Source organism: Sphingobacterium detergens, assembly GCF_003610355.1.
Lineage (GTDB): Bacteria > Bacteroidota > Bacteroidia > Sphingobacteriales > Sphingobacteriaceae > Sphingobacterium > Sphingobacterium detergens.
Map to the genome: position 1 here is coordinate 1,781,707 of NZ_RAPY01000001.1, position 16,438 is coordinate 1,798,144.

Genomic DNA, 16,438 nt, shown 5'->3' on the forward strand with positions numbered 1-16,438 from the left:
TAGTTTTATATTAAATAGAATTATCGATATCGATCTGCAGTCTATCATAAGCTAAGAACATGTTTGGAGGTAGTTCTTGTGAGACTTCAGCATGTAATCCCATCCGGTGCCCAATATGCGTAAAATAGGTTTTTTCCGCTTGAATATCTTGTGCAAATTCAATGGCTTCCTGCAAGGTCAGATGGGAAATATGGGATTCTTTTTGCAAGGCGTTGACCACTAGAATTTTTACACCCACCAATAACCGTCTCGATTCCCCAGTAATAAATTTGGCATCTGTAATGTAGGCAAAATCGTCTATCCTAAATCCAAGCACAGGCATTTTATAATGCAATACTTCTATGGGCATGATCTCCTTCCCAAACAAGAGCAATGGCTCACCAGCTTTTATTTCTTCTAGGTCCAACCGAGGAGCACCCGGATATTTAACTTCCGTAAATGCGTAATAGAACTCTCGCTTTAAAGCATCGTGAAGCGCTTCCGTTCCATAAATAGAGATAGAAGAATGCTGCTGATAATTAAATGCTCTAACATCATCCAAGCCCGCAATATGGTCTTTATGAGAATGTGTCATCAACACCGCATCCAGATGCATTACCTTCTCCCGCAGCATCTGATATCGAAAGTCAGGCCCCGTATCTATGACAAGAGTATGATTATTATATTCAACAAGAATGGAAGAACGCAATCGCTTGTCATGTTTGTCTTGAGATTGACAAACTTGACATTGGCACGCAATAACGGGTACCCCCTGTGATGTTCCGGTTCCTAAAAATGTTATTCTCAAACTGCTGTTTTTGATTTCAATACCTCTTCATAAATTGGAAAGAGTTTTTCTGAAATGGACTCCAAATCAATCTCTACATCCAATAGAATATTCCATAAAGATTGGATTTTTATCTCCAGATTCGAAAACTTATTCACAACCACAACCTTTGTTGCCTGTAACATACAGGCGCCTGTACGGAATGATCCCTTTTCATACCTAACTTTATAGCCCTGTTCCTTAAAAAACTCCTCTATCTTTGCTAAACTGCTCTGTGTAAACGGCAACAAAATCTCTCCTTCTTTTTAATTTCTTCCTCAGTATTCCAAACTTAGATAAATTTGCTTTTATATACAAATAAATTCAGCTATACGCATTTATTAGCTATTTAAGAGGTCTTTAGAATTTCTCTTTTTTCAAAGCTTATAATAGATGTATTTCAATCAATTAATCAATCAATTTCAGAAGCTCTTTCCCAAAAGTATCCCAGCTATATTTTTTCTTCTCGTCAATGATATTTGTTCTGAATTGTGCTTCTTTATCATGGCGATAAAAAGACACAATTCCTTCCGCTATGCTATTAACATTTGGTTCCACGACATACCCCACATAACCATCCTGTACCAGCTCTGGTAAGCCCCCTACATTGCTGACAATCATGGGTAAATCAAAGTGATAAGCAACCTGAGTAATACCACTTTGCGTCGCACTTCGATAGGGCAAAACAACACAATCAGCTGCCGAAAAATAACGTCCAACTTCCTGATTCGGGATAAAATCAGTATGCATATAAATAGACTCCTCCAAATGGTGTTTTTTGATAAGTGCTAAATACGGTGCCGGATCTCCGTAAAATTCTCCAGCCAATAATAATTTGATATTTAAATCTCGAACCCTTACATCGGCTAAGGCCTCTAGCAACATATCCAAACCTTTATATTGTCGGATAAATCCAAAAAATAAAATAACCTTATCTTGCTGTTCAATATTGAGCAATTTACGCGCATCGAGTTTGCTCAAGTGAAGACCATAATTATCATAAAGAGGATGTGGTGTATAGACAGCTGGAATCTGCGGGCTCAACGTCTTTAAGTCAGCCAATACGCTTTTGCTCATGGTGACACATGCATCAACCGATTTCAAGAAATAACGGATTAATAACTTATCTCCAAATCTTTGCTCGTGAGGAATGATATTATCTGCGATACAGACTATTTTGGTATGTTTATTTTTTCGTACCTGTCGTTGAATAGTACCTAAGCAAGGTCCAAAAAAGGGCATCCAAAAGCGAACGATAAGTAAATCATATTTCGCCCTTCTTAGTTCTCCGCCCACTTTAAACCAATTCAGCGGATTGATTGAATTAACTTTCGTCTGTATATTCAGGCCAGTTGGAGCCGGTTCATCTGAATATTGAGATTTACCAGGAAAGAGAAAGTTGGGATACTGTAATGTAAAAGAGTAAATATCAACCTCATGCCCCAATTCTTGAAAATGGGTCGCCAATCGTTCGTTGAAAGAAGCGATCCCCCCTCCCCTCAAAGGGTAGGCAGATCCCAGAATCACAATACGCATAATGATTAAATGACTTTTTCAATTTGATAATCATTTCGATCCGAACTACTTCTTGAAACCAGTTCAGCTAAAAATCCTGTCAAAAACAATTGGGTCCCTAGAATAATCGCCGTCAATGCAAAGAAAAATAATGGCTGATCAGTGATATCCCTAAATGGCGTACCACTGGCGATACTCATCAGTTTGTGACAGATTAAATAGACAGAAATAAATAAACCGGCTAGGAAACTCATAACACCCATGACACCAAAGAAATGCATTGGCCGCTTAGCGAATTTTCCAACAAAAAATATAGACAGCAGGTCTAAAAATCCTTTAACAAAGCGTCCTGGTCCAAATTTCGTTGTACCATATTTACGTGGATAATGTTGAACGATTTGCTCCTGAATATTCGTAAATCCTGCCCATTTTGCAATGACTGGAATATAACGGTGCATTTCACCGTACACCTCTATATTTTTGACAACTTCCTTTTTGTAAGCCTTAAGGCCACAATTAAAATCATGTAAATTGTGGATCCCCGACATTGATCTCGTTACGCCATTGAATAATTTGGTTGGAATTGTTTTTGTAAGTGGATCATAACGTTTTTGCTTCCATCCCGAAACTAGGTCAGCCCCTTTATTCATAATTCGGTCATACAATTCCGGAATCTCATCCGGACTATCCTGTAAATCCGCGTCCATGGTGATCACAACATCGCCCTGAGCTGCTGCAAACCCAACATTTAAAGCAGCGGATTTTCCATAGTTACGTCTGAATTTGATGGCGGAAATATTGCCATTTTGCAATTTTAATTCTTCAATGATCTTCCAAGAGTTGTCTTTACTCCCATCATCAACCAGAATGATTTCATAAGAGAAATGATTGGCCGCCATGACACGGTCAATCCAAGCGGTCAATTCGGGTAAAGATTCTTCTTCATTAAATAATGGAACAACAATAGAAATATCCATGTGAATGTTAATCATGCTAAAAATGTACTATTTTAATACAAACAAAGGTATTACTTTTCTCAGCAATACCTTGTAGACTATATTTTATTTTATAAAACCTAATTACTTTGCTGCACAAATGCTGGCTTTTCCCTTTTTGAGAGCGCTGATAACAACAATGCAAACACAAACTGAAATAACAGTGTGATAGCCAATCCCTTAAAGATTTGACCCAAGGTTATCTTTCCAATCGCATCAACTTGTTTTTCCAACTCCGCAATTTTTGAATCTATGACCTCATCAGGTACATTATTCTTTTCCATATATTCAATGGTCACATTGATGGTGTGCGTGACGACTTTTTCCTGCAAAGTCGGATTCACAAAGTTAACATACACCTGCGTCCCTATAGTAGAAATAATCGTCGAAATAGCCAACATCATAAAGATGGATTTGAGCGCTATGGAAAAACTCCAATAACCGCCATTTGCTTTTCTAAGAGAAAAAGAAAATAACGCAGAGATAATAACAAAAATGCCTGTATTAACAATAAAGGACATAGACATAACTCCCCAGAAGGAATTCAGGTCCTTAACAACAAAAAGAACGATCAGTCCAAGAACAAAGGAAATCACGCCTAAAACAATGCCATAGATAATACTCTTCTTCTTGTCAATTACTGCATCGAATCCGGCATTACTGGGGTTGATTGAATCTGCCATAATTATTTACTATAATAAGTACTAAGAACTTTGTATAGAGCCAAATCAAATGCTTTATTGCTTGACGCAGCAGTGTACTCCTCAAATTGCTTATCATCTGGTTTCAATTCACCAAAGAAACTCATTACCGGATAGAACAATTCATAAACTTCGCTTCGAGGATTAATTCCCTTAGCCACTTTAGCAATTTCAGCATAGGGACTATCTACCAAAATCTGGTTAGCAATGATATCCTCATAAATTTCATGTTCATCTTGAAACTCATCTTCATCAACCAGTAAAAACTCTTTTAAGAAATCATCTAGTTCAGGCTCGATCTCGTCATCTTTACATTCACCTAAATAAAGGAAAATATTCAGTAACTCCGTTCCACGGTCTATCGTTTCATCTTCAATAGCCTCCCATTCTTCAGAATCCAAGTAGTCATCCTCAAGCTTGAGTACATCACTAGAAAAGAAATTCATCAATAATAAGTCGACATAGACTTCACGAAGTTCATCAAACAAAGGATAGTCGTCAAAAGACTGGTCTAGCAACTCCAATTTCTCCAGATAAGTCGCATCTGTATTGAATACTTGGATCAGTTTCTCTAGAAATTCTGGGGCGGTGGAAATCCCATCAACCTTTCCATAATTTAAAACACCCGCTTCTACAGCAGCTTTTATATTTGCTTCCATGGTTTAATCGTTTTTAATGATTTGATTATTATTGATGACCAATTCGACAGCCCCCTTTAAAGTCTGCCCGAATAGTGGAGAATTTTTTGATTTGGATCTATTTGTCTTTTCATCGAAATTCCAAGATTTCGCAAGGTCAAACAAAACTAGATTCGCGATAGCACCTTCTCTAATTTGCGGAATAGCTAAGCCAAGAATTTGTCTTGGTCTGACAGCCAGACTGTTTACAATCTGCTCCTCATTTAGTCCGGCACGAACTAACAACGGCAATACTGTTTGTAATCCGATAATACCGTTTTTAGCAATATGAAATTCCACATTTTTATATTCTATTTCCTGTGGAGTATGTTGTGATACCACCGCATCTATTACACCATCCTTTACACCTTTTATCAACGCTTTCGCATCGGCTTTGGTCCTCAATGGTGGGCTTACTTTATAATTGCTATCAAAACCAACGATATCCTCATCCGTAAATACTAATTGATGTGCGGCTACATCACAAGTTACCCGAAGGCCCTTCGCTTTCGCTTTTTTAATTAAATCTACAGCTTCAGGTGTACTGATCGATGCAAAATGGATTGGAGCTTCTGTATATTCGGCTAGATATAGATCACGTGAAACCATCAATGATTCCGCGAGATTAGGAATTCCTTTCATTCCCAAATAAGTGCTCATTGTGCCCTCATTCATTTTATTCCCCCCTGCCATAGACTCATCTTCAGCATGTGAAAAGATCAGTCCTTCAAATCCTTTTGCATACAACAAAGCTCTACTCATTAATCCAGCTTGTTGTACACTCTTATTTCCATCACTGAATGCAACTGCACCATTTTGCTTCATATCGTACAGCTCAGCCATTTCTTTGCCTTCACGCTTCTTGCTAATAGCACCAATGGGATGTACATCGACAATATTTCCTTTCGCCGCATTAACGACAAGCGCTACCTCAGACCGACTTTGAATTGCGGGCTCAGTATTAGGCATCACTGCCACAGCGGTAAAACCTCCAGCAGCGGCGGCAGCCGTACCTGTTCGGATATCTTCTTTTGTTTCCAAGCCCGGTTCCCCGAAATTGGCGTGTAAATCGAAAAATCCAGGCGATAGAACCTTACCTGTTCCATCGATTGTCTCTACGTTTTTATCAGCTACTTTGATGGTGTTTCCAATCTGTGCAATCTTCCCTTTTTCGATAAATACGTCAACAGTCTGCTGATGATATTCGTTACCCGGCAAAATTACTTTAACAGAAGTAATCAATAAGCTTTTCATATATGAATGTGATTGAAATTAATAGGATACAAATTGTCTGTTGAAGCATGTAGCGTGTTCCATGATGATAAACAAAAAACGAATTTATCACTATAAATTGTATAGCTATAAATAGATTTTTCGCGTGATGCTTTTGATTGCTTCATTTCGAGAAACAAAGTTACAAAATACAATTTTATTATAGAACACTAAAAATAGATTTCAGTGAACATTCATTATGAATTTTCTCCCCACTGATAATGTTTAAAATCAAATCCCGCTAAACTTAAAATTCGATCGACCACTGTCTCAGCCAACTCCTCTAAAGTTTTTGGAAGGCTATAGAAAGATGGAGAAGCAGGACAAATAATTCCACCAGCTTCCGTAACCAGCTTCATATTCTGAATATGGATAATACTTAATGGTGTCTCCCTTGTAACCAAAATAAGCTTCCGTCTTTCCTTTAACATTACATCCGCTGCACGGGTAGTAAGATCTGAAGAAGTTCCATAAGCAATTCTTGATAAGGTTCCCATAGAACATGGACAGACAATCATGGTGTCAAAACGCGCCGAACCCGATGCAAATGGTGCAAAAAAATCATTTTTATCGTAGAACTTGAAAGGCACATCTTGATAGCTCTCGTCGCCCAATTCGGCCCGCCACACATCCTTCGCATTATTAGACATCACGATACCAACCTCAGCTAGCTGAGATTTTAGTGAATTCAGTTTTTCCAGCAACAACTTCGCATATATAGAGCCGCTAGCTCCTGTAATAGCAACAACAATTTTTCTTTTGGACATTTCCTTTAAATATAAAACAAAGCTATAAAAAAAGGGTCGAAGTGAGAAACACTCGACCCTACATCTACCTATGAAAAACATGCCCTTGGGAGGGGCTTAACAAAAGTACATCTACTTTTTAATTTTCAAAAATATTATATGAATTACTACACATTTGTGTATATAAATTTTCAAAAAATGCCCTTTTCAATCCTATTCCCATCCCAATTCTTCTAAAAATTTATATCCCCGGCCATTTTTCTGCCATTTATAGCAGGCTGATTTAGGAAATAAATTCGCTATTCAAACAGTTATTTTCATTAATAAAACCTATTTTAGTAGAAGAGTTACGCAATTATATTTGAAAATGAATCTTTCTGTTTTAGAACAATATATTGAAGAAGGAAAAAGTCACGACATCGATCTATTATTGATCGGAAACCCTGAATTACTACAAGAAACTACCAGTCATGGCATTTCCCCCTTATTATTAGCATGTTATTATAACAAACCACAAATTATCCGGATACTTTTACAACACACCAAGTCGATGACCATCCATGAGGCTTGTGCTGCAGGATTAACCGCATACGTGGAAGCAATTATCCAACAAGCCCCATCTGTTGTCAACGAATGGTCTTCCCATGGTTTTACACCATTGACACTCGCAACCTATTTCAACAAAGCTGATATCGTCCGTCTATTATTATCCAAGAAGGTAAACCCAAATATCGCCAGTAGAAACGAACAGCTTGCTTCCCCACTACATATTGCTGCATCAAATAATAATGAGGAAATCGGTAAAATGCTTATTGAAGCCGATGCTGATGTTAATGCAGTCCAAGCAACAGGTGAAACTGCACTACATTTTGCTGCCCAACACGGAAATATCGACTTCATTGTAGCCTTATTGGAATTTGGTGCAGACACCCAAATTGTCAACTTAGCAGGATTTACACCAGCAAACCTCGCTTTGGAAAAAGGATATAAAGAAATCGCCGAAATACTGGCAAATTAACCGCTTCGCAAAATTTCGGCACCAATCCTACAATGAAGACATTGCTTCTTGTCGCAGTATAATTTCTTCAACTGTAATATTGCCTGGCTCTGAGAGGCATTTTCGGCAGCCCATTCGAATTCTTCAAACCGTTTTACGATCGTATTTTTTTCAGCAGGTAGCGTCTCCATAAAGTGGATAGCTTTGTCGATATATTTCTCTATCCCATAGTATTTCCCATAAGCAAAAAGAAAGAGCACTACCGCATTGACAAGGAGAATATCGATGGTACCCTTTCCTATTTTCCCGGAATGTTCACTGGACGTATTTCCTCCTAATGAAAAACGACACTTCCAGTATTCATTTAACGGTTCTATACCAAACAACGATCTTGCATCCTCCACATTCTCCAAGCTTAAAACCGTTGAAAGACTCAATGATTTCTGACTAAACAATGTAACCAACTGCGCGATTCGAAGTTCAGGAAAATTATAAGGTCTCATTCTCAACTTTTTCCATCCCCCGTTTACCACCGCAATTTTATGAACACGCTGCTGATAAATAAACTCTTCATAGAGTAAATTAGTATATTCATCATCTCCTTCACTGAGTAAAAAGCCACCCGTTCCAAAAAAAATCGCTTCGATCTTCAATATATCAGAACGATATTTATGTAATAAGGGCAATGGAAGCTTCTCTCCAAGCTCCTGAAATACTTCAGCATTCACCTTTAGCCCCATGCATCTACACAGCCAGATCCAGAAAACCTTCTCCCAATCATTTTCATAATCATCCAACAAATCAAAGATCACCTGAACTTTCATTTCCAAGCGCTCATAAGATAAGGCATCCAACCACATCGTCTTCTTTAACGAATCAACAGAACTAAGCTGCGATTGACAAGGAATCCAATTTGTCGCATTCATCATCGTCGAATATTTATTGAGTAAATGTGGATCTACATATTCCGAAAGCAAGATCGTCGGAATAACACTTCCATCCCTGCGGTGTATGATTTTATCATTTATCCAAACAACATGAAGTATGACATTATTATAAGCAACATCTTCCTGATGCTGGTGTCGATCCCAGTCCGACGAACGAATATGGACTTCAATATTTCCATGCCATTCCTTGTCTCCAAGTGTAACATGAGCCATTAAAAAATCTGGTCCTGCGTTCAGGTTATGCTGACCAAGGTTTATCACAGTCAACGGCTCTCCATCACTAGATAGCAATCCTATTGTATTGAATAGCCGTAGTTTCCAGATAAACTGCATTAAGTTTTCTGTAACCACCATAATTGTATTCTAAAAAATTAGATCCTGCAGATCAAAGGTTTATAATTTCCTAAATATACAATTTATCGGGATCATTTCACATAAACCACAAGCAAATCATTGGAAATCATTTGCTTTTCAAGAATCCTGCCATTCAATTTTGGAGCAGGTACACCAGTATGCAATTCTGTCTCAGATTGAAATACCCGTGCTTCATCCCAGAGACCAGCATCAATAAATGTTTGTAAGGTCTTCGCTCCGCCTTCAATGATAATAGATTGCACATCCATCAGGTACAATTGATAAAGAATACTTTGTGGTAAATATAGACCATAGTTTTCAAGTTCAATATGTTTAATATGGCCTTGCCAGTCAGTTTTTTTTGCATTAAAAACAATGGCATCAGCTTTTTCATCAAAAATCTTAGCCTCCGGTGAAATGACTAAATCTCGATCAATCAACACACGGATTGGATTTTTACCTTTCCAATGCCTAACGGTCAAACTGGGATTGTCAATCCGGACAGTATTTGTTCCCACTAAAATTGCACCCTCTTCTGCGCGCCAACGATGAGTCAATTGTTGACTAGCGGCGTTACTAATCCAAACCTGTTTATCCTCTTGACCTATTAAGCCATCTTTAGATTGGGCCCATTTTAAAATAACATAAGGGCGATGTTGGCTAATTCGTGTAAAAAAACGGCGGTTGAGCCAGATCGCTTCTTTCTCTAAAAGTCCAATTTCAACTTCAATACCAGCCTCTTTTAATATTTCAATACCTTTCCCATTGACCTTTGCATAAGGATCCAAACAAGCCACAAAAACCTTCAGCGGTTTAAGATCAGCGATCATATTCGCACAAGGAGGTGTTTTACCATAATGTGCGCAGGGCTCAAGGCTCACATAAAATGTACTTGCACCCAATAATTCCCTCGCAGTATCTCCATACCTGTCCAACACCTGACTTACGGCGTTAACTTCAGCATGAGGACCTCCGTAAGGAGAAGTATACCCCTCGCCTATAATTTGGTCGTCATGAACGATAACTGCACCCACCATGGGGTTTGGGCTGACAGATCCTGCTCCTAGCTGAGCGAGATCCAAGCAGCGTTGCATATATTGCCTGTGCATATTCATAATGCAAATCTATGAAAATCGTACCTTTGACGCATGAGAATACTTCAAGATTTCGAATTAACGTTTCAACACGAATTAAATTCCATCTATGACAAGGAAGAAATAAAATCTATATTTCTACTTATTATGGAAGAACTATTGGGTATAAAAAGAATAGCTTATCAATTGAAAAAAAGTGATTTAGTATCTGAAACGGATGCTATTCGTTTGCTGAACATTGTTCAGGATCTCAAAAAAAATAGGCCTATTCAATATATTTTAAATAAGGCCGATTTCTATGGGGAATTTTTCGAAGTGAATGAATCCGTTCTGATACCGAGACAAGAAACAGAGGAGCTTGTTGATTTGATCATAAAAAAACACGCTAGCTTATCGGGATTAAAGGTCATTGATATCGGAACTGGTTCGGGATGCATTCCTATTATTTTATCAAAGCACCTAAATCAGGCCCAGGTGACCACAGTAGATATTTCCAAAGAAGCCATCAATACCGCCAAAAAAAATGCGCAACGACTAGGGGAAACCATTCATTTCATCAATGCGGATATTCTAGAATGGGATTACGTCTTTTCAGACCAACAATACGATATTATCGTTTCCAATCCCCCCTATATCACGCCAAATGAAAAACAGTACATGCAACAGAACGTATTAGCTTACGAACCTGAGCTCGCTTTATTCATTGAAGAAAGTGCACCATTGATCTTTTATGATGTAATTTCCTCATTTGCATTAAAACATTTGGTACCTAATGGCGATCTTTATTTTGAGATTAATCAATATCTGGGACCGGAAACAAAGGAGCTCATAGAGAAAAAAGGTTTTCATCATGTTCAGCTTATCAAGGATATCAATGGTGCAAATAGGATAATTCATGCAAAAAAGAGGGGCTAGCAAAAAATAATCTTTTTATTTATTAGACAGTTACCGCCGATAAACCAAATTTTAAAACCAATAATTTGGAGCATATAGAAAGAAATTATACCTTTGCATCACTTTCAAAAACAGAAAGGATTCCGTAGCTCAGCTGGTAGAGCAATACACTTTTAATGTATGGGTCCTGGGTTCGAATCCCAGCGGGATCACTAAGAGAAAAGCTAATCGCAAGATTAGCTTTTCTTGTTTAAGGATATAAGGATTCGAAAGAAGGGCTTGACCAAATTAGATCCATCGAATATTCTACAAAGCACACAGAAACCGTGGGACTCAGCTATTCGCAAGATATATTGAAAACTATTTGCAGTTTAAATTGTCGTTATTATATAGAAAACGAATAATTAATACGATCCATTATGAAAAAAATAGTGCCTTTCTCCTTAATGTCAAGTACGCTTTTATTAATGACAAGCTGCTCTGTGATAGAGAGTATTTTTAAAGCCGGTGTTTGGACAGGTATACTCATTGTTGTAGTTGTCGTTGCGCTTGTCATCTGGCTAATCAGCAAGCTTTTCGGCGGGTCCAAATAATACATAGGATCTGGCATCTTTCATGAAAATTGAAAGATGCCAGATCCTATGTTCATGCCCGCGTCACTCTCCTTTTCCCTAGCCCTTCCACCTCAACTCCGGTAAATAAGGCTTTTTACATTGAATTACCGCCGCTTTTTGCAAACCCCATTTGAAAACCTCTTTTTTATGTTATCTTTATAATTTAATAATTCATCATCTGAATACAATTCAACCTGCGAAGCAGCATTCAAAAAAATAATTCTAACCCTATTCAACAGCGAATAGCGGATGGATAATGATAAGAAATGGAGAGGAAAGAGAACATGAAAAGAATTACCTTAAAAGAGATTGGAAAGCAATTAAACCTTTCACCGGGGACCATTTCCAAGGCGCTTAATGATAGTCATGAAATCAGTGCGGAAACAAAAAAAATGATCCTAGCTTACACGCAGAAGATTAACTATATTCCAAACTTTTCAGCCAAAAGCCTAAAAACTGGACGCTCAAATACACTGGCTATTATTGTCCCTTTTATTTCAAGCTCGTTCTTCTTCGATTTCTACGAAGAAATCTCCCTGATATTATCCCAAACAAATTACCAGTTAATCTTACTCCAGACGTTCAACGATGAAAAAAAGGAGAAAGAAGCACTGGAACTCTGCGTACAAAGTAATATCGATGGTATCATCATTTCACCCGTAAAAAACGACTCCAGCTTATCCCTGTTGATGTATATCATGGAGCAGATATGCCCAATCATTATTTTTGACCGAATAAATCATCAACTTAACACCTTTAAAATCGGCATACAAAACAACAAGGTAATCTATCAAGCTACCGAAGAAATGATAAAAAATGGCCGTAAAAACATCATTTTACTGCTATGTAAAGATATCGGAGGTAATGCCAGCAGGATTAAGGGGTACAAAGATGCACTATTCAACTGTTCGATTCCTTATAACGAACAAAATATTGTGGAAATATCTTATTCAAGTCCCAAAGATGATATTGATGAAGAGCTCGAAAGAAAAATAAGCAGCTTATTAAGCAACCCCATACATCCAGATGCACTGCTATCGACCACGGACACTTTATCATTAAAGGTCTTACATATATTAAATAAGTTAGCCGTAAAGATTCCAGAAAACATGAATTTAATCGGCTTCAGCAACACACCTTTTGCGAATAGCTTAAACCCGTCCTTGACAACTATTACCCAACCAACACGTCTTATGGCCGATCGATCTGTAGAACTGTTGTTAGAGATGTTAAAAAATAGAAATAAAAAAAATTATTTCGAATTTGAAACTTACTTTTTAGACTGTAAAATAGAACATCGAAAATCAACTTCTGTATCTCGTGAATAGGCAGTGTCTTTTTAGACCAATATGAAACAAACGTTACATCATTTAACAACTTAACACCATTATATTCATTTATAAACATTAAATACAATATGTCATTCAATTCCGATAACCATCCAGGAAACAACTCAAGGAGATCATTCCTAAAAAAATCCAGTATCATTGCCCTCGGAAGCTCCCTCCCAACCTCTTCGTTGTTCTCCTTTACAAACCAATCAAAAGATCAAATCATTAAAGTAGGGCTTATAGGCTGCGGCGGCAGAGGCACTGGCGCAGCGATCCAAGCTTTACAGGCTGATCCAAATTGTCAAATTACGGCTATGGCAGACGTTTTCCAGGACCGCATGGACGAATCCTATGCCGCTTTGATGGAAGTTCGCCCAAAACAGGTAAAAATTGACAAAAACAACAAGTTCTTAGGTTTCGATGCCTTCGAAAAAGTAATCAATAGTGATGTAGACGTGGTATTGTTAACCTCTCCACCGGCATTTAGGCCACTGCATTTAAAAGCTGCTGTTAACGCAAAAAAACATATCTTCTGTGAAAAACCTATGGCCGTTGACGTACCAGGGCTACAGAGTGTATTACAGTCGGTAAAAAAAGCAAAAGAATTAAATTTATCACTTGTTTCTGGCTTCTGCTTCCGTTATGATCTTCCAAACCGAGCTACATTTACTAAAGTGTTAGAAGGAGCAATAGGCCAGGTAAGATCAGTTAGTACATTTCGCTATGGTGGCGAAGCGACCTATATCGATCCACGTCCAGAATGGAATAAAATGACCCAACAAATGAGAAACTGGTTTTATTACAACTGGCTTTCTGGTGATTTTATCGTAGAACAAGCAGTACACAGTTTAGATATGATGTCTTGGGCCATGGGTGACGTTATGCCTATTTCAGCGATGGGTACAGGCGGCAGACAAGTCCGTGTAGATTCAAAATATGGAAATATCTACGACCATTTTGCGATAGAATTTAAGTACGCAAATGGAGCTATCGGAACACACTTCTGTCGACAACAAGCTGGAGCCACCCCTAGAAACTCAGTAAGCATGTTAGGATCAGAAGGTGCGGCCGAAGTCATCATTGGCGGAAAACATACAATAACTGGAAAAATGGACTGGAATTACACCGGAGCAAAAAACAATATGTACCAAACGCAACATGATGAGTTATTTGCGGCAATCAGAAGTAACAAACCGATCAATGATGGCGAGTGGATGACCAACAGCACATTGCTGGCTATTTGGGCACGCATGGCAGGCTATACAGGTCAAAACCTAACCTTTGATCAAGTAATAAATTCGAAAGAAAGTCTTGGCCCGGAATTATCGTCTTATAATTGGGAACTTAACATAGACGGACCTCCTGTTGCTACACCTGGAAAGACAAAGTTTAGCTAACCTCCAAAACCTTATGAAAAGACTTATTTATTCTATTTTCTGCATTTTACTGCTTAACAATAACATCCTCCTTGCCCAAGACAACACCTTATTCAATTTTGGTCAGGAAATCCAATGGGACGATTGGGTATTAAACAAGAAGAACGCAGAAAAAATTCACTGGATTAATGTCAATACAGACCCTGAAACATGGCGTATCGAAAAGGGGAATCTCATTTGCAAGGGAAAACCAATAGGTGTAGTACGCTCTTCAAAACAGTACGAAAACTTTATTATCCATGTCGAATGGAACCATCAATACGCTGGCGGTAATTCAGGAATCTTCGTTTGGTCAGATGCCAAACCTGATCCATCCGGCAGGCTACCTGGAGGCGTAGAAGTACAAATGCTTGAATTGGACTGGGTAAATCAGAATCATATTGATGGCAAACAAGCACCAATTGCCTACGTGCATGGCGAACTATTTGGTGTCGGTGGCGTTACCACAATACCGGACACCCCCCGTGGTACACGTAGCAAATCCATAGAAAACAGAGCTAAGGGGAAAGGCGAATGGAACAAATACACAATCATATGTGTTGACGGCACAATCAAATTAGCTGTCAACGGGAAATTTGTCAACGGAATACGCAATTCAACTGTAAAAAAAGGCTACCTCTGCCTCGAATCTGAAGGATCGGAGATTCATTTCCGCAATTTTAAACTGATAGCACTGGAACCTGGCGTCACAAGTGACCAACAGGTCGCAGCGCTTATTAACCCATAGGTCAGGATATACCAAAAAGCTCAAAATTCCAATTGTTTGAATTTTGAGCTTTTACACAGCAAATGCCTGTTCGCAAGACCTTGGCAAACAAAATCAATACGAAAGACTATTTGATCAGATTACGCAATGCATGCACTGGCAAATCAATTTTTGTATCATTTGACAAACGTCCTTTCAATGTATTCCATTGCAAACTATCAAGCCGGACAGAAGAAACACCTTCCGTTTTGATATCCAAAACATCTACCTTAGATTTATCACCTTTTCTATTAAAATAGATCTCCGAATTCTTAGCAAGAATATCAGCAATCTTGTAATCAACCCGAGGCAACCCTAGATTGGTGTTGGTGATATCAACGTGTAAATGACTGACAGGTGCCGTATTTTTGTCGTCACGGTAGCCAAAATCATCTATATGCGAATTTGTCAAAACCAAATTAAGCGTATTGATGGCCGTTTCTCCACTTAAAGAAAAATTCTCAACACTATCACCAACAATAGTGAACTCATCAAGTTTCGCAGAAAACTCGTTCACATCGGCTTTCTTCAATTTTAATATTTTCAGATCAGGTGTAAATATATAGACCGACTTATAATACTTGTCACCACCTTCCAAAAAATCCAGCACCAGAAAACCATCAGCATCTACCTTGGCTTTTATAAAATCCGCCTGGCTCTTATTCACCTTCAGCATAAACTTATCACTTTTCACCACATATAAATTGATCCCCCTGGCATCTGAACCAAGGATCTGCAGTTTATCAAATTTACCTATAGGAAACGACCGAAAATAAACATCTGCCGCACCAGGGTTTGACACCTCCTTTTCCACATTTGCATGATAAACGTTTGCATCTACCCTATTGATCCGAACAAAATAAGAGGCCACCAATGTCGGAACAACAAAAAGGAATATTGCGAGCCCTATCAATAATTTAGTACTTAATTTCATGATTCATTTTAATTAAAATTCTGTTCAACAAACTGTCTGTAACGTTGCTCCAATTCAGTTAGACCAATTTCCAATAAATAAATATTCCGAAAGAACAATGGAAGATCCTCTTCCAAAAAAACCGTCTTCCGGTAAGATTTAACATTCCGGACAGAATCCCCGGTCAAGAAAAAACCGATTCCGCGTTTATTCGCGATAATCTCCTTCTGTTGCAGCATATCATAGGTCCTCATAACTGTATTCGGATTCACCTCCAATTGAACTGCCAGCTCCCGCACCGAGGGCAACTTGTCGTTCGTTTTCCAGGTTTCCATTAAAATATGATCACATACATATTCCGCAATCTGTAGATAAATCGCTTTGTTGGCATTAAATTCCATA

At 38.3% G+C, this 16,438-nt stretch carries 18 protein-coding genes and 1 tRNA gene; 7 read left to right on the top strand and 12 right to left on the bottom strand.

From position 1 onward, the window contains the following. Positions 1 to 10: 10 nt before the first annotated feature. The 8 genes from DFQ12_RS07795 to DFQ12_RS07830 all read right to left on the bottom strand — a co-directional run bounded on the left by DFQ12_RS07795 (position 11) and on the right by DFQ12_RS07830 (position 6,732). A complete protein-coding gene (locus tag DFQ12_RS07795) occupies positions 11 to 787 on the bottom strand; it encodes an MBL fold metallo-hydrolase (protein ID WP_120258386.1) in 777 nt (258 codons plus the stop codon). Next, positions 784 to 1,056: a hypothetical protein gene (locus DFQ12_RS07800; protein WP_120258387.1), complete on the bottom strand. Its 273-nt coding sequence runs from the start codon at positions 1,054 to 1,056 to the stop codon at positions 784 to 786. The genes DFQ12_RS07795 and DFQ12_RS07800 overlap by 4 nt, the downstream gene beginning before the upstream one ends. Positions 1,057 to 1,213: 157 nt before the next feature. Further along, a complete protein-coding gene (locus DFQ12_RS07805; RefSeq protein WP_120258388.1) occupies positions 1,214 to 2,341 on the bottom strand; it encodes a glycosyltransferase in 1,128 nt (375 codons plus the stop codon). Between the two features lie 5 nt (positions 2,342 to 2,346). Further along, a complete protein-coding gene (locus DFQ12_RS07810) occupies positions 2,347 to 3,297 on the bottom strand; it encodes a glycosyltransferase family 2 protein (RefSeq protein ID WP_120258389.1) in 951 nt (316 codons plus the stop codon). 98 nt (positions 3,298 to 3,395) lie between these two features. After that, on the bottom strand, positions 3,396 to 3,998 hold the full coding sequence (locus DFQ12_RS07815; protein WP_120258390.1) for a DUF4199 domain-containing protein: 603 nt from the start codon (positions 3,996 to 3,998) through the stop codon (positions 3,396 to 3,398). Positions 3,999 to 4,000: 2 nt separating this feature from the next. Next, complete coding sequence (locus DFQ12_RS07820; RefSeq protein WP_120258391.1) at positions 4,001 to 4,675, bottom strand: hypothetical protein; 675 nt, start codon at positions 4,673 to 4,675, stop codon at positions 4,001 to 4,003. Between the two features lie 3 nt (positions 4,676 to 4,678). After that, positions 4,679 to 5,947, bottom strand: coding sequence for a dihydroorotase (locus DFQ12_RS07825; RefSeq protein WP_120258392.1), 1,269 nt, complete (start codon positions 5,945 to 5,947; stop codon positions 4,679 to 4,681). A 215-nt stretch (positions 5,948 to 6,162) separates the two neighbouring features. Next, complete coding sequence (locus DFQ12_RS07830) at positions 6,163 to 6,732, bottom strand: UbiX family flavin prenyltransferase (protein ID WP_120258393.1); 570 nt, start codon at positions 6,730 to 6,732, stop codon at positions 6,163 to 6,165. A 346-nt stretch (positions 6,733 to 7,078) separates the two neighbouring features. On the opposite strand from DFQ12_RS07830, the gene DFQ12_RS07835 reads away from it, so the two are divergent. Next, positions 7,079 to 7,729 carry an ankyrin repeat domain-containing protein gene (locus DFQ12_RS07835; RefSeq protein WP_120258394.1) on the top strand — a complete coding sequence of 217 codons (651 nt, stop codon included), beginning with the start codon at positions 7,079 to 7,081 and terminating at the stop codon, positions 7,727 to 7,729. Here DFQ12_RS07835 and DFQ12_RS07840 read toward each other — a convergent pair. Beyond that, positions 7,726 to 9,009, bottom strand: a complete 1,284-nt coding sequence (locus DFQ12_RS07840; protein ID WP_120258395.1) for a DUF2851 family protein — start codon at positions 9,007 to 9,009, stop codon at positions 7,726 to 7,728. The genes DFQ12_RS07835 and DFQ12_RS07840 overlap by 4 nt on opposite strands. Before the next feature lie 71 nt (positions 9,010 to 9,080). Next, positions 9,081 to 10,124 (bottom strand): bifunctional diaminohydroxyphosphoribosylaminopyrimidine deaminase/5-amino-6-(5-phosphoribosylamino)uracil reductase RibD, encoded by a 1,044-nt coding sequence (gene ribD / locus DFQ12_RS07845; RefSeq protein ID WP_120258396.1) that lies wholly within the window; start codon positions 10,122 to 10,124, stop codon positions 9,081 to 9,083. Positions 10,125 to 10,157: 33 nt separating this feature from the next. Here ribD and prmC point away from each other — a divergent pair, with 33 nt between their 5' ends. The 6 genes from prmC (at position 10,158) to DFQ12_RS07870 (ending at position 15,105) form a co-directional block, all read left to right on the top strand. Then, positions 10,158 to 11,018: a peptide chain release factor N(5)-glutamine methyltransferase gene (gene prmC, locus DFQ12_RS07850; protein WP_120258397.1), complete on the top strand. Its 861-nt coding sequence runs from the start codon at positions 10,158 to 10,160 to the stop codon at positions 11,016 to 11,018. A 118-nt stretch (positions 11,019 to 11,136) separates the two neighbouring features. Further along, positions 11,137 to 11,209: transfer RNA gene (locus DFQ12_RS07855), tRNA-Lys, on the top strand. A 207-nt stretch (positions 11,210 to 11,416) separates the two neighbouring features. Then, complete coding sequence (locus DFQ12_RS28270; RefSeq protein ID WP_208642464.1) at positions 11,417 to 11,590, top strand: hypothetical protein; 174 nt, start codon at positions 11,417 to 11,419, stop codon at positions 11,588 to 11,590. Between the two features lie 305 nt (positions 11,591 to 11,895). Beyond that, positions 11,896 to 12,939, top strand: a complete 1,044-nt coding sequence (locus tag DFQ12_RS07860) for a LacI family DNA-binding transcriptional regulator (RefSeq protein ID WP_167457209.1) — start codon at positions 11,896 to 11,898, stop codon at positions 12,937 to 12,939. Between the two features lie 89 nt (positions 12,940 to 13,028). Next, positions 13,029 to 14,339 (top strand): Gfo/Idh/MocA family protein, encoded by a 1,311-nt coding sequence (locus tag DFQ12_RS07865; RefSeq protein WP_120258399.1) that lies wholly within the window; start codon positions 13,029 to 13,031, stop codon positions 14,337 to 14,339. A gap of 13 nt (positions 14,340 to 14,352) precedes the next feature. After that, positions 14,353 to 15,105 carry a 3-keto-disaccharide hydrolase gene (locus DFQ12_RS07870; RefSeq protein WP_120258400.1) on the top strand — a complete coding sequence of 251 codons (753 nt, stop codon included), beginning with the start codon at positions 14,353 to 14,355 and terminating at the stop codon, positions 15,103 to 15,105. A gap of 106 nt (positions 15,106 to 15,211) precedes the next feature. Here DFQ12_RS07870 and DFQ12_RS07875 read toward each other — a convergent pair whose 3' ends face one another. Both DFQ12_RS07875 and DFQ12_RS07880 read right to left on the bottom strand, forming a co-directional pair. Next, the gene (locus tag DFQ12_RS07875; RefSeq protein ID WP_120258401.1) at positions 15,212 to 16,057 is read right to left on the bottom strand and encodes a hypothetical protein; all 846 of its coding nucleotides are present in this window, start codon (positions 16,055 to 16,057) and stop codon (positions 15,212 to 15,214) included. A gap of 8 nt (positions 16,058 to 16,065) precedes the next feature. Continuing rightward, positions 16,066 to 16,437, bottom strand: a complete 372-nt coding sequence (locus tag DFQ12_RS07880; protein ID WP_120258402.1) for a GntR family transcriptional regulator — start codon at positions 16,435 to 16,437, stop codon at positions 16,066 to 16,068. Between the last annotated feature and the right edge of the window lies 1 nt (position 16,438).

Bases quoted from the DNA above. Each gene is read 5' to 3' on its own strand.
- DFQ12_RS07805 (WP_120258388.1), bottom strand. From the start codon at position 2,341: ATGCGTATTGTGATTCTGGGATCTGCCTACCCTTTGAGGGGAGGGGGG.
- DFQ12_RS07810 (WP_120258389.1), bottom strand. From the start codon at position 3,297: ATGGATATTTCTATTGTTGTTCCATTATTTAATGAAGAAGAATCTTTA.
- DFQ12_RS07815 (WP_120258390.1), bottom strand. From the start codon at position 3,998: ATGGCAGATTCAATCAACCCCAGTAATGCCGGATTCGATGCAGTAATT.
- DFQ12_RS07820 (WP_120258391.1), bottom strand. From the start codon at position 4,675: ATGGAAGCAAATATAAAAGCTGCTGTAGAAGCGGGTGTTTTAAATTAT.
- DFQ12_RS07825 (WP_120258392.1), bottom strand. From the start codon at position 5,947: ATGAAAAGCTTATTGATTACTTCTGTTAAAGTAATTTTGCCGGGTAAC.
- DFQ12_RS07830 (WP_120258393.1), bottom strand. From the start codon at position 6,732: ATGTCCAAAAGAAAAATTGTTGTTGCTATTACAGGAGCTAGCGGCTCT.
- DFQ12_RS07835 (WP_120258394.1), top strand. From the start codon at position 7,079: ATGAATCTTTCTGTTTTAGAACAATATATTGAAGAAGGAAAAAGTCAC.
- DFQ12_RS07840 (WP_120258395.1), bottom strand. From the start codon at position 9,009: ATGGTGGTTACAGAAAACTTAATGCAGTTTATCTGGAAACTACGGCTA.
- ribD (WP_120258396.1), bottom strand. From the start codon at position 10,124: ATGAATATGCACAGGCAATATATGCAACGCTGCTTGGATCTCGCTCAG.
- prmC (WP_120258397.1), top strand. From the start codon at position 10,158: ATGAGAATACTTCAAGATTTCGAATTAACGTTTCAACACGAATTAAAT.
- DFQ12_RS28270 (WP_208642464.1), top strand. From the start codon at position 11,417: ATGAAAAAAATAGTGCCTTTCTCCTTAATGTCAAGTACGCTTTTATTA.
- DFQ12_RS07860 (WP_167457209.1), top strand. From the start codon at position 11,896: ATGAAAAGAATTACCTTAAAAGAGATTGGAAAGCAATTAAACCTTTCA.
- DFQ12_RS07865 (WP_120258399.1), top strand. From the start codon at position 13,029: ATGTCATTCAATTCCGATAACCATCCAGGAAACAACTCAAGGAGATCA.
- DFQ12_RS07870 (WP_120258400.1), top strand. From the start codon at position 14,353: ATGAAAAGACTTATTTATTCTATTTTCTGCATTTTACTGCTTAACAAT.
- DFQ12_RS07875 (WP_120258401.1), bottom strand. From the start codon at position 16,057: ATGAAATTAAGTACTAAATTATTGATAGGGCTCGCAATATTCCTTTTT.
- DFQ12_RS07880 (WP_120258402.1), bottom strand. From the start codon at position 16,437: ATGGAATTTAATGCCAACAAAGCGATTTATCTACAGATTGCGGAATAT.